Genomic DNA, 15115 nt, shown 5'->3' on the forward strand with positions numbered 1-15115 from the left:
CCTTCGGTCGAATAAAGCGCCGTCGTAGACGAGGGCGCGGCGGTGCGCGACCGTGGTTTTTAGGCGGGATCGACATGCAAGCTTTGGAGATAACGCCGGCCCCGGGAGGGCAAGCCTATCGTGTGGACGTTCGCGTGAGTCCGCCGCCTTGTCATCCCGTCCCGTCACCCCGGACGTGTTCCGGGGTCCACTCTGCGGCGAGGAGAAAGGCGTGATCGGACACCGTCCTCTTGTGGCCCGGTGGACCCCGGAACGAGTCCGGGGTGACGGATGCAAGGAGGACGCGGACACGAACCTCATCACCGGAGCCATAGGCGATAGTCCTCCCCCCTAGAGGGGAGGCGTTTTCTCCGCAGCGTGAATGTCGATCCGGCCTAGAGGGGCTTCCCCTCCCGCGGGCGCGAGGGGGCGCTACGTGGCATTGACCCGGCCGGTGCGTTGCAGCTTGCCCCAGCCGACCATCGGGCCGCGCAGCGCCTGGGCGATCGCCTTCAGCACGACGTAATACATGATCTGGCGATAGCCGATCCGCTGCGGAATCAGCAGCCACAGCAGGCTCCAGCGTTCGCGGCGTTCCAGCGCGAAGGCGATCGTCGCGGCGAGCAGGTCGATCGTGGTGAACACCACCCAGAAGCCGAGCATCGTATAGACGTCGCGGCTGGTCTGCGCCCAGCCGTGCGCCTGGATGTCCAGATAGGTGACGAAGAAGCTGACCAGCAGCGCCAGATCGATGATCGGGCTGATCGCGGCGAGGAAGATCTGGAAGACGATCGCCTGCGGCAGGCCGACCCAGCCGAGCCCGCGCGGGGCACTGCGGCCGATCGCCGAGCGGTGCTTCCACAGGCATTGCAGCGTGCCGAACGCCCAGCGGAACCGCTGCTTGGCGAGCGCGCGGAACGTCTCGGGCGCCTCGGTCCAGGCGATGGCATATTGATCATATTGCACCCGCCAGCCGGCGCGCTGGATGGCGATGGTGAGATCCTGGTCCTCGGCGAGCGTGTCATGCGGATAGCCGCCGACCTGGCGGATCGCCGCCAGCCGCCACGCACCGACCGCGCCGGGGACGACGGTGATCGCGTCGAGCCGCGCGAACGCGCGCCGTTCGAGGTTCTGCGCGGTGATATATTCGAGCGCCTGCCATTTGGTGACGAGGTTGACGCGGTTGCCGACCTTGGCGTTGCCGGCGACGGCGCCGAGCCTGGGATCGTCGAACCAGCGGGCGAGGCGGGCGATCGTCGTCGGCTCGAACTGGGTATCGGCGTCGAGCGCGATGACGATCTCGCCCTTCGCCAGTTCGAGGCCGGTGTTGAGCGCGCGCGCCTTGCCGCCGTTCTCGAGCGTCAACAGCCGGACGCGCGGATCGTCGCCGAAGGCGGCGGCAACGATCGCCGAGGTCGCATCCTTCGAGCCGTCGTCGATCACGATCACCTCGATCCGGACGTCGGTCGAGGCGAGCACGCCGCGCACCGCGCGCTCGATCACCCGTTCCTCGTTGAACGCGGGGATCAGCACGGTGACGAAGCGGCTCGGGTCGATGCGCGGGAAGACGGTGCGCCCCTCGCGCCGCGCCTGGATCAGCGCCAGCGCCGACAGCGCCAGCGCGCGCAGGATGCCGATGGCGATGGCGATGGCGAACAGCCAGCGCAAGCCGACCGACATCGCGCCCAATGCGCTGAACAGCGCGAGATCGACGTTGGCCGCGAGCTGGTCGCTGGCACTGATCGGCGGCATCGAATCGTGCCGCGACAGGCCGGCGAGCGTCGATACCGGCACGAACTGATAGCCCATCGCCCGCAGCCGGTCGATGATCACCGGCAGCGCCGCGACCGTCTCGGCGCGGTTGCCGCCGGCGTCGTGGAGCAGGATGACGTTGCGGCTGCAATCCGCATCCGAATCCTGGTCGCAATGATCGGGCCCGCCGGTCACGCGCTCGATCGTCGCGTCGATGATCTGCTGGACGCCGGGCCGTTTCCAGTCGCCGGGGTCGACGTGCAGCCCGACCGAGACATAGCCGCGCTGCTGGGCGAGCAGCGCCGGCTCGATCTCGTCGGCGGTCGAGGGCTCCGCGTCGCCGAAATAGGGCGCGCGGAAGAAGCGCAGCGAGTGGCCGGTGAACGCCTGGAACAGCCGCTGCGTCGCGTTGAGCTCGAACCACACCTGCCCCGGCGACACGGTGGCGAGATTGGGATGGGTATAGGTATGGCTGCCGATCTCATGCCCCTCGGCGACCATGCGCTGGAGCAGCGCGCGTTCGGTCAGCGCATTCTCGCCGACGATGAAGAAGGTCGCCGCGGCATGCTTCTGCTTGAGCACGTCGAGGATCTGCGGCGTCCAGGTGCGGTCGGGACCATCGTCGAAGGTCAGCGCGAGCTGGTTCTTGCGATAGCCGGTGCGGTCGACCTCATAGGCCTTGGGCAGGCGGTCGAAGTGGACGTCGGTGATCGTGCCCCCCGCCCCTGCCACCGCGCGGCGCGCACCGGGCACCGGCGTGGCGGCGATCTTGAGGATCTCGCCCGCACCCTGGATGTCGACGTTGTTGCCGGCGGGAATCGCGTTGATCGCCGAGGCCGGCGGCAGCGTGCGGTGATCGCGGCCGAACAGCGACCACAGGCCCGGATCCTCCGACCCCAGCCGCCACAGCGCGATGCTGCCGACCCCGGCGCGATGCAGCATGGCGATCTGGTTATAGGCAGAGGCCGCGTCGAGCAGCCAGACGACGTGGCGGCTGTCCCCCTCGCTATAGGCGAAGCTGCTGTTGCCGCTGGCACGGTCGAAGGCCGGCATCGCCCCCGAATCGCGCGCCGCCTGCCACGCTTCCTCGACGCCGAGCGGATCGCCGCCGCCGTCGTGCCAGTCATAGGCGTAGGAGCCGACCGCGACGACGAGCTTGGCGGCGGGAATGCCGCGGGCGGCATTGGCGACCGTCTCGGCGAACCAATGCTGCGAGGCGATCGGACCGGCGGGGCCGCTCGTCTCATGCTCGTCATAGGCCATCAGGAAGATCTTGTCGGTGACCTTGGCATAAGCGGGCAGGTCCCAATCGGGATTGGCGACCGGCGCGGCGATCGACACGCTCCAGCCGCGCGGCGCGAAGCGGCGCTGCGCCTCGCCCAGGAACGTGCGGTAATCGGCCTGCGCGGCAAGCGGCAGATCCTCGAAATCGAAGAAGGCGCCGCCGGCGGCGTTGCGCGCCAGCCACGGGATCAGCCGGTCGAGGAAGGCGGAGCGCGCGCGTGGATCGGCGAGCAGCGCGGCGGTGCCCGCCCCGTCCCAAGTGCCGTTGCTCGCGTTCTGGATCATCGGGATCAGCACCGGGCGGCGTGCCGCGCGGTTGAGGATGGCGCGGCCGGCGGTATCGCGGAAGACGGTGAGATGATGATCGGGACCGGTGACGGAGACCCAGCCGGGAATGACCCAGTCGAGCTGTTCGACGTGCCGTTCGAGGCTGGCGGCGCTCGCCGGGTCCCACGGCGTATGGAAGGCGATGGCGAGATTGGGATTGGCCGCCGCGTCCTTGCCGCGGCCGGTGCCGATCAGCTCACCGGCATAATATTTGATCCCGCGCTTGGCCCGGCGGATCACGCCATGCGGCGGCGCGAGGCTGCGCAGCACCGGGCGCTCGACATCCACGGGCAGCAAAGGCGCTACCGGCACCGCCCCGATCGACACCGCGAACACCGCGACCGCCAGCACGACGAGTGCGACGAACGCGACGACGCCGAGCGTGAAGCGCCGTTTGCGCCGCCCGCTGGCGTCGTAGAACACGGGATGTTGAGACATGGACGATCAAGACTCCGGGAGAACTGCTGTGCGTCGTGGCGGATGGCGTGCGGCCGTCAGGCCGGTGACAAAACCGTCATCCGGCGCGGGCGGCCGGCATGCACCATGCCGCTGCGGGCACGCGGGGCCTGCCGGCGCGCCGGACGCGCGGGGATGCCGGAGGCGCCCGCAGACGCCAGGGAGGCTGCGCAGGATCCCGAAGCTCGTTCTGGCCGAATCCGGGTGGCCGGGGTGGCACGATCGCGCCGGCAAAAGCCGTGCCGCGCGCCGGAACCCGAAAGTAGCGTAACCGCATCGGGTTACGGCCTGGTCTCGCTCAGCCACCTGTCATCCCCCTGCCCCGGCCGGCATGATGCCGTCATCCAGCTTATTCCAGCCGGCCGGGTTCGGGGCAATACGGGCAAAATCTTCTATCGTGCGTTAACGACCATCACCGTGCTGCCATGGGTCTCGCCGGCTTCGAGCGCGCGGTGCGCCTCGGCGGCCTGTTCGAGCGGGAAGCGCTGGCCAATCTGCGGGCGGATCGCGCCCCGGCGCAGCATCGCGAACACGCGGTCGACGCCCGCGCGCCGCTCCTCGGACGTGACGTAATAATCGAAGAGCGTCGGGCGGGTGACGAACAGCGAGCCCCTGGCAGCCAGCGTACCGAGCGCGACATCGGTGACCGGACCGCCGGCGTTGCCGTAACTGACGATCAGCCCGCGCCGTGCGGTTGCGGCGAGCGTCGCCTCCCATGTCGCCTTGCCGACGCCGTCGAACACGACCGCGACGCCGGCGCCGCCGGTGATCTCGCGCACCCGCGCAGCGACATCCTCGTCACGGTGGAGCAGGACGCGATCGGCACCCGCCGCGCGGGCATGGTCGGCCTTGGCGGCGGTGCCGGCGGTGCCGATCACCGTCGCGCCGATCGCCTTCAGCCAGCCGACCAGCAACTGGCCGACGCCGCCCGCCGCGGCCCAGACCAGCACGGTCTGCCCGGCCTGCACCTTCGCACAGCGATCGACCAGCGCCTCGGCGGTGCAGCCCTTGAGCAGCAACGCCGCCGCGGTCGCGTCATCGACATCGTCGGGCAGGTGGAGGAGCTGCTGGGCGGCCACGTTGCGCGCGGTGGCATAGGCGCCACGCGCCGGGCCGAAGGTGCCGACCCGGTCGCCGACCGCGAAGCCTTCGACGCCGTCGCCGACCGCCTCGACCACGCCGGCGGCCTCACTGCCAAGGCCGCCGGGCAGGTCGATCGGATAGACGCCACTGCGGTGATAGGTATCGATATAGTTGAGACCGACGGCGTGATGACGCATCCGCACCTCGCCGGGGCCGGGCGGCGGCAGATCGACGTCGACCCAGTCGATCACCTCGGGTCCGCCGGTGCGGGTGATGCGTGCCACGCGTTCGCTCATCTCATCCTCCTTGGGTTGCGGGTCCGAACCGTCCGGCCGGGTTGCGGTTGCATCTCAGCGCGGGACGGCGAACCAGATGGTGTGCATCGCGCCCTTGCCGTTGCTGCGCGCGCGGACGGTGACCTCGTCGACGGTGAAGCCGCCCTCGCGCAGGCGGCGGGCAAAGGCGGCGTCCTTGGCCGCCGACCAGACGGCGAGCACGCCGCCGGGGGTCAGTGCCGCGCGCGCCGCGGCGAGGCCACGCGCCGCATAGAGCCGGTCGTTGGCGGCGCGGACCAGTCCGTCGGGACCGTTGTCCACGTCGAGCAGGATCGCATCGTACCACCGCGGACCGGCCGAGATCACCTCGGCGACATCGCCGAAGGTGACGGTGACGCGGGGATCATCGAGGCAGCCGGCGGTCAGCGCCGCCATCGGTCCGCGCGCCCAATCGACGATCTGCGGCACCAGCTCGGCGACGGTGACGCGCGCCTGCGGCCCGAGCCTGGCGAGCGCGGCGCGCAGCGTGAAGCCCATGCCATAGCCGCCGACGAGCAGATGCGGCGCAGCGCGACCGGCGAGCCGATCGATCGTCATCGTCGCCAGCGCCTCTTCCGACCCGCTCATCCGGCTGTTCATCAGCTCGTTGCGCTCGAGCACGATCATGTAATCGTCGCCGCGGCGGAACAGACGGAGCGGCTCGCCGCCGGGGACTGCGGCGGTGTCGATCAATTCGCGTGGCGTCATGCCGGCTCGCTCCTGCTGTGCCGAAAGCGCGCCTCTATAGCGACACGGACGCCGCCGCGATGGCCGTTTTTGCAGAATCGGGCGTTTTGCTTTAACGGCCACCGCCGAGACGCCGTGCCTGCTGCGCGCCGTCCAATCGAATCGACAGGATCATCACGCCCCACATGTCAGCCTACAAGCCCCAGACGTTCCAGGAGCGCGCCGCGCTGTCCGCCCAAGCCAAGCAGGCGGCACTCGAGAAGCTGCGCAACAAGCCGCCGCTCGACCCGGCCGTGGTGGCCGCGCGCGTCGCCGCCGCCGAAGCCAAGGAAGCCGCGCTTGCCCAGGCCCGCGCCGAGAAGCAGGCCGCCCGCGAACAGGCGATCGCCGAGAAGAAGGCCGCCGCCGAAGCCGCCGCGCTCGCTGCGGCCGAGGCTGCCGCCAAGGCCAAGCCCAAGATGCCGACCGAGGCCGAAATGAAGGCGGCGCGCGACGCCCGCTACGCCGCCCGCAAGCAGCGCGCCGGCAAGAAATAAGTCGTTCCGGCGATCGGATCGATCAGGGGGTCGGCTGGGAACAGCCGGCCCCTTTTTCTTTGACTCGCGCCCTGCTCCCCTCTCCCCCCTCACGCCGTCGATCTCACATGCCCTTCGACACGCGCAGGGCGAACGGTCGTGGTCGGTTGCAGAGGGTGCCGCCGTGTACGGCTGTGTCCCGCTCAATAATCCTTCGATACCCGAACGTTCGCGCTCTGCCGCCCCAATGTCGAGATGCTCGACAGCAGTGAGAGCCAGCGCGTCACCTGGAACTCGACCTGCGTCGCGGAATAGCCCTGCCCGTCGGTGACGATCTCCGCATAGAGGCGGCGGGTCACATATTTGCCGGCGGCGATCGAGGTGCCCTGCCCGGTCTGCGGATCGGCGGGGAGGATGCGGAGCCGATCCAGCCCGGCGGCGCGGCGCACAGCGTTGATCGGATTGAGGCCGTTGCCGCCGCTCTGCAACGCCGCCACCGCCGCGGCGAGCTGCAACGCCTCGGGCGCGGACAATTTGGTGATCGAGGTGCCGAACAGCAGGCGCGACAGCAATTCGTCCTCGGGCAGCGCGGGCGTGCTGGTGAAGCCGATCTCGGGCTTCAGCGCGGTGCCGGTGACGCGGATCGTCGCGTTGAGCCCGGTGGTGTCGGCGTTCGCCTCGATATCGAGCACCGGATTGGCCGGCACCTCGCCCGCGAAACGGATGACGCCGCGCGACAGCTCGAACTTGCGGCCGGCGAATTCATAATCGCCGCGGATCATGTTCGCCTGGCCGCTGATCGCGGGATTGCCCGGCTGGCCGGCGATGGCGAGGTCGGCGGACCATTCGCTCGACAGGCCGAGGCCGCTGACGATCACCTTGTCGGGCGCGCGCGCCTTGATCGCCAGCGTCCAGGGGGTGGGCGGCGCCTCATCCTCCTCGCTGCCTTCCGGCAGGTTGATCTCGCGGACGTTGAGCCGCGGCAGCGCGCTCGCGGCGCTGGCCTGGCCGAGCCGGTAGCGGCTGCGGTTGAGCACGACGTCGCCGGCGATCGTACCGCCGGCCCCGTCGGAGGTGAAGGTGAGCGGCCCGGTGACGGTCGCGCCGATATCGTCGCGGTTGATCATCACCGCGTGATCGGCCTGGAGCTTGAGGTCGAGGCCGATGCCGCGCGGCGCGGCGAAGTCGAAGCCGCCGCTGCCGGTGACGCGCCCGCCCTTGCCCGCGTCGGCGGCGAACCGGTCGATCTGCAGACGCGAGCCGCCGAAGCGGCCGGTCGCCTGGACGTTGGTGAGCACGGTGCCGGTGTTGGCGCTCTCGATACGCGCACCATTGGCCTGGAGCACGCCGCGGATCACCGGCGCGTCGATCCGCCCGCTGATGTCGGCGCCGATCGCGACCGGGCCGGAGAGGTCGAACAGCTCGAGCCCGGTCAAGCGCCAGACGGTGTCCGCCGGGCCCTGATAGCGGACCTGCGCGAACAGCGGGGCGGCGGCGATACGGCTGGCGAGATCGCCCGACCCGAGCGGGCGCAGGAGCGCCTGCGCCCGGCCGATCGTGCGCCCGCCCGACGCCATCACCGCCCGCACGCCGAGCCGGTCGGCAGACAGCACGCCGGCGAGGCCGAGGTCGATCGGCCGCGACGACAGCACCAGCCCGGCACGGCTGAGTCCGCGGACGGTGAGGTTGGCCTTGCCGGTCGGGGCGGCGTCGGCACCCGTGGCATAGCTGACCGTCCCCGAGGCGGTGCCGCTGAGGCCGAGACGCGGATAGCCGATGTCGAGGATGGCGAGTGGCATGCGGGTGAGCGAGGCGTCGACGGCGATGGCGGCGTCGCTGAACCGGCCGCCGACCTGCGCCTCGCCGCCGGCAAAGCTCAGCCGCGTCGGCGCGAGCCGCCAGCCATCGCCGTCGCGGGTGATCTCGGCGGGGGAGAGCAGGCGCAGCGGACGGCGGTCGAGTGTGCCCTGCGCGGCGATCGAGAAGCGGTCGGGCGCGACCTGCGTCACCGTCTGGATGTCGAAGGCGCGGCCGCGCGAGCCGGCGATCGAGGCGCGCACCTCGCCGACGCCGCCGCGCAGCTTCGCATTCGCCGCGAACCGCGCGAGGCTGAGCCGGCCCTGGCGGACGCCGGCACCGGTCGTGGTGAGATCGAGCGCGGTGCCGGCGGGATCGAGCAGCAGTGCCGCATCGACATGGCCGCGACGCAGCGTCGCCGCGCCGAGGCGGGCGTTGGTCGCATCGAGGTGCGTCTCGATCCGCTGCACCGTGCCGACCGGGCGGAACAGCAGTTCGCCCGCCAGCCCGCCGCCGGTGACCGCGAGCCGGCCGGTGAAGCCGCCGTGACCCATCGCCAGCCGACCCGTAGCGGTCGTGCCACTGACCGCGAGCCGATCGACGACGAGGATGTCGTCGACGCCGGGCGGCAGCAGCAGGATCGAGCCCGCCGCGCTGAACGGCCCGAGCCGCGAACCGCCCTCACCGCGATAGGTGAAGCCGGTGGGCGTCGGGTCGAGATGCGCGCGTACCTGCGACAGGCCGAGCGCCGCATTGGGGCTGGCGAACTGGAGGTCGAGCGTCGGGCGGTCGATCTTGCCGTCGAGGCGCAGCACGACCGGGCCATAGGTGCCGTGGCGGCCGGTTGCCTCGATATGGAAGGTGTCGTCGCGGCGGCGATATCCGTTGCCGCGCAGGCTGAGCAGCGGCGAGGTCAGCACCATGTTCGAGAAATGGAGCAGTCCGTCGGGGCTGCGTTCGAGATTGGCCGCGATCCGTGGCAAGCCGCCGGTCAGGCCGCGCAGGAACCCATTGTCGAGCCGCACGACCTGCGCGGTGCCGCGGCCGACGATGCGCGTGCCCCTGCCGCCCGGCCCCGGCACGACACGCAGGTCGGACCGCAGGTCGACGATGCCCAACCCCTTGATGAACAGCCGGTTGAGCGTGCCGTTGAGCCCGACCTCGTAGCGGCCGGTGGCAAGGTCGAGCGCGACCATCAGCCGCCCGGCCAGCTTGTCGGAGCGCAGCCGCAGCGCATCGCCGGTGAGCAGCGCGCCGTTGAGCACGAGCGGCCCGTCGAGGCTGAAGTTGCGCAGGATGCCGCCCGCGACGGTGCCGACGCCGGTGACCTGCGCCGCGGTGAAGCGGGTCGGCAGCGTCAGCCTGCGCTGCCCCAGCCGGCCGCTGCCGGCGAGGCGGACGACGTCCAGCCCGGTGCGGTCGATCGCCAGCCGGTCCGCCTTCAGCCGATAGTCGAAGCGTGCGGTGCGGAAGCCGCCGTCGAGCACCGCGCGCAATTCGACGCCGCTGCCGGTCATCGCCGGGATGATCGCGCCGGGCCGGAGCAGCCGCGCGCGCAGCCGCAGGTTGCGCCAGGCATTGGCCCCCAGATCGACCAGCCCGGTGGCGTCGAGCGCCAGCGACGGGCTGCGTATGCCGATCTGCCCGTCGAGGCGGCGATCGGCGAAGGTGGCGCCGCCCTGCACGCGCAGGCGCGGGCTGGCGAGGCGCAGCGCCGCACCGCTCAGCACGCCGGTCGGCACGATATCCCCCGATAGCGTATAGCGGCCGTCGCTCGCCGCCAGCGTGAGGTCGAGCGTGCGGGCGGTGCCGACGCGGCCGATCGCCCTGCCCCGCCAGCGCGACCAGCGCCCGTCGCCGTCGATGTCGAGCGAGACGGCGCGGCGCAGCCCGAGGCTGCGCGCCAGCACGCCGTCCGCGGCGCCGGCGGCGTTCAGGTCGAGGTCGAACCGGTCGCGGTCGGGCTCGGCGTCGAGGCGCAGCGTGAGCCGGTCGGAGCCGGGGACGCGCGCGGCGAGCCGCACCAGCGCGCGACCGTGGCGGATGTCGGCGCGGCCGGCGACGCGACCGATCCGCTCGCTGCCGAGCACGCGGCGGGCGATCACCAGCCGGTCGATGCTCAGCGCGCTGATCCGGATATCGAAATCGGGAAGGATCGGGCCGGAGCGGGCCGAGGGCCGGGTGTGGGGGGCGTGGAACAGCGTCGCCTGCGGGACGGCCAGTTGCCGGATGATCAGCTGATGACGCAGCCAGCGCCACGGCGCCCAGTCGAGCGACACCGCCGGCGCCTGGACGAGCAGGCCGTCGAGATCATAGACGCGCACGTCCCTCAGCCGTGCGCGGCCGTAGAGCGAGCCGTCGATCCGCCCGACGGTGAAGCGCAGGCCGTTGGCGGTACGGATCGCGCCGATCCGCTGCGCGACCCAGCGGTGGCCGACATCGGTGTCGACGACGAGCAGCGCCAACGCGGCGATGCCGGCGAGCGCGATCACCGCCGTCGCAAGGCGTCGCAGCCAGCGCTTCAAAACGCCTGCCCCAGCGAGACATAGACGGCGATGCGACTGTCGCCCGGCTGCGGGTTGAGCGGTGTGCCGACGTCGAACCGGATCGGGCCGAAATTGGAGTAATAGCGCACGCCGACGCCAGCGCCATATTGGAAGTCGCCGAGCTTCGGGACCGCGCTGGTGTAGATCGTGCCGCCGTCGAGGAAGGGGACGATGCCGAAATTGCCGAACGTCTTGACGCGCGCCTCGATCGAGAATTCGGCGAGGCTGCGCCCGCCGATGGGATCGTTGTTGACGTCGCGCGGGCCGATCGCCTGATAGCCATAGCCGCGCACCGATGCGCCGCCGCCGGCATAGAAGCGCCGCGACGGCGCGATACTGTCGCGCGATGCGCCCAGGATCGAGCCGAGCCGGATGCGCTCGGCGAGCACGATGCCACGCCGCACCGGCTGATAGGCGCTCGCGTCGACCTGGAGCCGGGCATAGCCGAAGGCGTCGTTCTCCAGCGAGAATTCGGGGCTGAACCGGCCGCCGAGGCGGAAGCCGCGGCTCGGGTTGAGCAGGTCGTCGGAGCCGTCGTAATTGAGGCTGGTCGGCGCCGCGGCGATATAGAAGGTGCGGCGGCGCGGCTCGCCGGTGGCGGCGATGACGTCGCGCTCGTCGGAACTGAGCACCTCGCCGCCGATCGACCAGGTCCATGCCTTCTGGAAGAAGATCGTCGTCTGCCGTTCGAGATTGGTGGCGACCGTATAGGTCTTGGCCTCATAGGCGTCGCGCTGGACGTGGCTGGCGGAGATCTGCGCCGTGAACACGCGATCGCGATCGCCGAAATTGTTGCGGCGGAAGACGACGCTGCCGAGCTGTTCGCGCGTGCCGAGCACGCTGCGCAGCGTCAGCGCGCCTTCGGGCGGGAACAGGTTGCGGTGCGTCCAGCTGAGTTCGGCGCGCGCGCCCTCGCCGGTGCCGTAGCCGAGCTCGCCGGCGATGGTGTGCGGCGGCGCGGCGGCGAGCTTCACGCCGATGTCGACCGTATTGGGCGCATCGCCGGGGATCGGCTTGACCTCGACCGCGGAGACGAGCCCGGTCTGCACCAGCGCGCGGCGCAGATCGTCGAGCGTGGTGGCATCGAATGTATCGCCGGGGGCGAGCCGCGAAATCTCCTGCACATGCTCCGCATCGAAGACGCGGTTGCCGGGCAGCGCGACGAACTTGCCGAAGCGGCTTTCCGCGCCAGGCGCCACCTTGAGGTCGAGCGTCGCGCTCTTCGTGGCGTGGTCGACGACGACCTGCGGCTCGCCGACGTCGGCGAAGGGGAATCCCGACTGGCCGATCTTCGCGGTCAGCCGCGCGGTGCCGGCGACGATCGCGTCGGCGTTGACCGGGTCCTGCGGCTTCACCCCGAACGCCTCGCGCAGCGGCGGCGCCTTGTCGCCCGCCGCGGCGATACCGCCGAGCGTCACGTCCTTGAGGCGGTAGAGCGTACCCGGCTCGGCGGCGAGGACGACGAGCGGCTTGGGGCCGGGCTCGACCCGCGTCGTCACCCGCGCATCGTAATAGCCCTCGCCGCGCAGCAGCGTCTGGAGCAGGTCGGCATCCTCGCGCGCGCGACGGTCGAGCTGCGCGGCATTGGCGACGGTGCCGTCATTGGCGTTGAGCGTCGACAGCTCCTCGAAGCGCTTGCGCAGCAGCGGCGTCGCGCTGGTGTCGATACCGTCGATCCGCCAGTCGTAGCGCCGCTCGGCGGCGACGTCGGTCGCCGCCGCCGCGGCGGCGCCGGCGGGATCGCTGCCGAGTTCGGGCCAGGCGACGCCAATATCGGGCAAGGGCGCGAGCGGGGCATTGGGGTCGAGCGGCGTCGTCTCCGCGGGCATCGTCTGCGCCGCGGCCGGTCCGGGAAGAAGGAGCACGGCAGTCGCGCCAAGCCCGAACCACCCCAAACGCAACAGCATGGCGCCGTCCTAGCGCGCGTCGCTGGCGTACAACAGTCCCATATCCGACCCGTCTCCGCTCGATCGACCGCGCATATCGCCCGATCGGACGCGGGGGCACCGCGCCACGCCGCGCGGGACGACCCCGACCAAGGTTGCGGTTGCGTCCCGGCGCCGGCTGTGGGCATGCGAGCGGGTGTTCGCTCATGAAAAGGAACGGCATGAAGGCCCTCCCCCTGCTCGCCGCGCTGATGCTGTCGCTCGCCCCGGATGCGGCGACCGCCGAGGACCAGTTCAAGCTGCTCGTGATCGCCGCGCCGAGCACCTATCACTACGAATATATTCCGGTTGCGCGCGAGAACCTGGAGCGGCTGGCGCGGCTGCACGCCTTTGCGGTGACGTGGACGAGCGATGGTGCCGCGTTCGACGGCGACCTCAGCCAATATGCCGCGGTGATGTTCCTCAACACGCCCGCCGAGACGCTGAGCGAGCCGCGGCGGCGGCGGTTCGAGGCCTATATGCGCGGCGGCGGCAACGCGATGGTCGTGCACCGTGCGGCGATCATCCCGCCGGCGGCGTGGCCGTGGTACGAGCGGCTGGTCGGCCGGTCCTTCGTCAACCATCCGATGCTGCAGACCGGCGTGGTGACGGTGACCGACAGGCGCTTCCCCGCGACCTTCGGCCTGCCCGACCGCTGGATCTGGAGCGACGAATATTACGTCACGTCCAACCCCTATAAGGTGACGATCCACCCGGTGCTGAATGCGGACGAGACGAGCTACGATCCGACGCGGATCTGGCCCGGGCAGGTCGGCCACCGGATGGGCAAGGACCATCCCGAAGCCTGGTACCATGGCTATGAGAAAGGGCGCGTGTTCGTCACGCTGCTCGGCCATAACGTCGAGATGTATCGCGACGAGCGTTATCTCCAGCATCTGCTCGGCGGCATCTACTGGACCGCAACCGGACGCGGGCAAGGGTGAGGCGACGCGGATGCCGCGGTTCGCCGGACCGCAGCACCGCCGGTTTCAAGTGAATACAGGGATTTGAAGCGCCCCCCTCCTGCCGTTCGGGGGTTCGCGAAGGGCGGCGATGCTGGCGTCCGGCGGCGGGACGTGGCAGGAACGCGGGCATGGCCGACACTCCTCCTTCCGCCGCCGGCGGCATCCTCGTCGCGATCTGCTCGATCGGGGGTGCGGTGGTCGGCCTGATCCAGGGTCAGGTGACGATCGGCTTCCTCGCCGGGCTGGCGATCGGCGCGGCGGGCGCGGTCGCGGTCTGGCTGCGCGACAGCCGCCGCTGATCAGCGCGGTTCGCGCATTAGCCACACGACCCGGCCGATCACCTCCACCATGCCGTCCGGCACCGGCGGCGCAGCGGGATTGTCGCTGACGATCGCCAGCGCGCCGCCGCGGCGGGCGACGCGCTTGACCATCACCGCGTCGTCGATCCGGATCACGAACACCCGCCCCTGCGAATCGGGCGTGCGGCGCGCCTGGTCGACGACGATCAGGTCGCCGTCGACGAGCCCCGGCTCCATCGAATCGCCGCGCACCCGGACGATCGCCGCCATGCCCTCGCGCAGGCCTAGTCTCGCCGCGAGCGCCGGATCGATCGCCGCGGCACCGAGCGCGATCTCGGCATCGACGAACGCGCCCGGACCGGCGGATGCGGCGATGTCGAGCCGCGGCAGCGTGAACGGCTGTCGCCCGGCGTCGGCGCCCAGTTCGACCTCATCGACCCCGAAATAGTCGGCGAGCCGGCGGCGGTCCTCCGGCGCCAGACGACGCGGCGAACCGCGGGCGACGAACTGCTGGAGATAGGCCGCGTTGCGTCCGAGCATCGCCGACAGCGCGGCGAGGCTGTTGCCCCGCGCCGCCGCCAAGTCCTTCAGTCGCAGCCGCGCCTCGCCCTGTTCCATGATGCCGGGCGTAGCGCAGGAAATTTTCCTAGACAAGTTGGATCGAGCGGAACAGATCAGGAACATCACCCAGGGACTCGGGAGGGAAGGATGTCATTGCTGATCAGGATCGACCGCTATCTACGGCGTACCAAGATGTCGCGGACGCAGTTCGGCCGGCTGGCGGTCAACGATCCGCGGCTGATCACCGACATGATTCGCGGCCGTGTGATCGGCCCGGCGGTCGAGGCGAGGATCACCCGCTTCATGGAAGGGCGGGAGGCATGATCCACCGGCCCGATCCGCAGCACCGGCTGCATCGTGCGCTCGTCGCGAGTGCCGCCTGTCACGGGCTGACGGTCCGCATGCTCACGACGCACGAGCGGCCGTGGTCGAGCGCGACCTTCACCGGGTGCCGGCTGACGCTCGACGTGGCGATCGCCGGCGGCGACCCGGCCGACTGGCTGGCCGCGCTGCCCGAGGAGGATCTGCCCGTGCCCGGCCGGCTGGTCGCCGATCTGGTGGTGACGCACGCGTCAGCGGCGCGCGCGACGCTCGCCGTGCTGCTGCTGGAGAGCTGACGCCCGTT

Annotated in this window: 11 protein-coding genes; 5 read left to right on the forward strand and 6 right to left on the reverse strand. The window is 70.8% G+C overall.

The features are described from left to right. Window positions 1-411: 411 nt before the first annotated feature. The 3 genes from HD841_RS09820 to HD841_RS09830 all read right to left on the reverse strand — a co-directional run bounded on the left by HD841_RS09820 (window position 412) and on the right by HD841_RS09830 (window position 5903). Complete coding sequence (locus HD841_RS09820) at window positions 412-3780, reverse strand: glycosyltransferase (protein WP_179508661.1); 3369 nt, start codon at window positions 3778-3780, stop codon at window positions 412-414. A gap of 410 nt (window positions 3781-4190) precedes the next feature. Beyond that, window positions 4191-5177 (reverse strand): quinone oxidoreductase family protein, encoded by a 987-nt coding sequence (locus tag HD841_RS09825; RefSeq protein ID WP_179508662.1) that lies wholly within the window; start codon window positions 5175-5177, stop codon window positions 4191-4193. 54 nt (window positions 5178-5231) lie between these two features. Further along, window positions 5232-5903: an MnmC family methyltransferase gene (locus HD841_RS09830; protein ID WP_179508663.1), complete on the reverse strand. Its 672-nt coding sequence runs from the start codon at window positions 5901-5903 to the stop codon at window positions 5232-5234. Window positions 5904-6067: 164 nt separating this feature from the next. Between HD841_RS09830 and HD841_RS09835 the strand changes: the two genes are divergently transcribed. Continuing rightward, window positions 6068-6418 carry a DUF6481 family protein gene (locus HD841_RS09835; RefSeq protein WP_179508664.1) on the forward strand — a complete coding sequence of 117 codons (351 nt, stop codon included), beginning with the start codon at window positions 6068-6070 and terminating at the stop codon, window positions 6416-6418. A 182-nt stretch (window positions 6419-6600) separates the two neighbouring features. Here the strand turns inward: HD841_RS09835 and HD841_RS09840 are convergent, their stop codons facing one another. Both HD841_RS09840 and HD841_RS09845 read right to left on the reverse strand, forming a co-directional pair. Further along, window positions 6601-10719, reverse strand: coding sequence for a translocation/assembly module TamB domain-containing protein (locus tag HD841_RS09840; protein WP_179508665.1), 4119 nt, complete (start codon window positions 10717-10719; stop codon window positions 6601-6603). Continuing rightward, window positions 10716-12647 (reverse strand): autotransporter assembly complex protein TamA, encoded by a 1932-nt coding sequence (locus HD841_RS09845; protein WP_179508666.1) that lies wholly within the window; start codon window positions 12645-12647, stop codon window positions 10716-10718. Before HD841_RS09845 ends, HD841_RS09840 begins: the two co-directional genes overlap by 4 nt. A 200-nt stretch (window positions 12648-12847) precedes the next feature. Between HD841_RS09845 and HD841_RS09850 the strand changes: the two genes are divergently transcribed. Both HD841_RS09850 and HD841_RS09855 read left to right on the forward strand, forming a co-directional pair. Continuing rightward, window positions 12848-13609, forward strand: coding sequence for a ThuA domain-containing protein (locus HD841_RS09850; protein WP_179508667.1), 762 nt, complete (start codon window positions 12848-12850; stop codon window positions 13607-13609). Window positions 13610-13758: 149 nt separating this feature from the next. Next, window positions 13759-13929, forward strand: a complete 171-nt coding sequence (locus tag HD841_RS09855; protein ID WP_179508668.1) for a hypothetical protein — start codon at window positions 13759-13761, stop codon at window positions 13927-13929. Here HD841_RS09855 and HD841_RS09860 read toward each other — a convergent pair whose 3' ends face one another. After that, window positions 13930-14547: a LexA family transcriptional regulator gene (locus HD841_RS09860; protein ID WP_179508669.1), complete on the reverse strand. Its 618-nt coding sequence runs from the start codon at window positions 14545-14547 to the stop codon at window positions 13930-13932. Window positions 14548-14637: 90 nt separating this feature from the next. Between HD841_RS09860 and HD841_RS09865 the strand changes: the two genes are divergently transcribed. Together HD841_RS09865 and HD841_RS09870 are read left to right on the forward strand one after the other, a co-directional pair. Further along, window positions 14638-14814 carry a hypothetical protein gene (locus HD841_RS09865; RefSeq protein ID WP_179508670.1) on the forward strand — a complete coding sequence of 59 codons (177 nt, stop codon included), beginning with the start codon at window positions 14638-14640 and terminating at the stop codon, window positions 14812-14814. Beyond that, entirely contained in the window at window positions 14811-15107 is a 297-nt protein-coding gene (locus HD841_RS09870; RefSeq protein WP_179508671.1) for a hypothetical protein, read from the forward strand. Before HD841_RS09865 ends, HD841_RS09870 begins: the two co-directional genes overlap by 4 nt. The last annotated feature ends 8 nt before the right edge of the window (window positions 15108-15115 follow it).

This window comes from Sphingomonas melonis, from assembly GCF_013409985.1.
Lineage (GTDB): Bacteria > Pseudomonadota > Alphaproteobacteria > Sphingomonadales > Sphingomonadaceae > Sphingomonas > Sphingomonas melonis_A.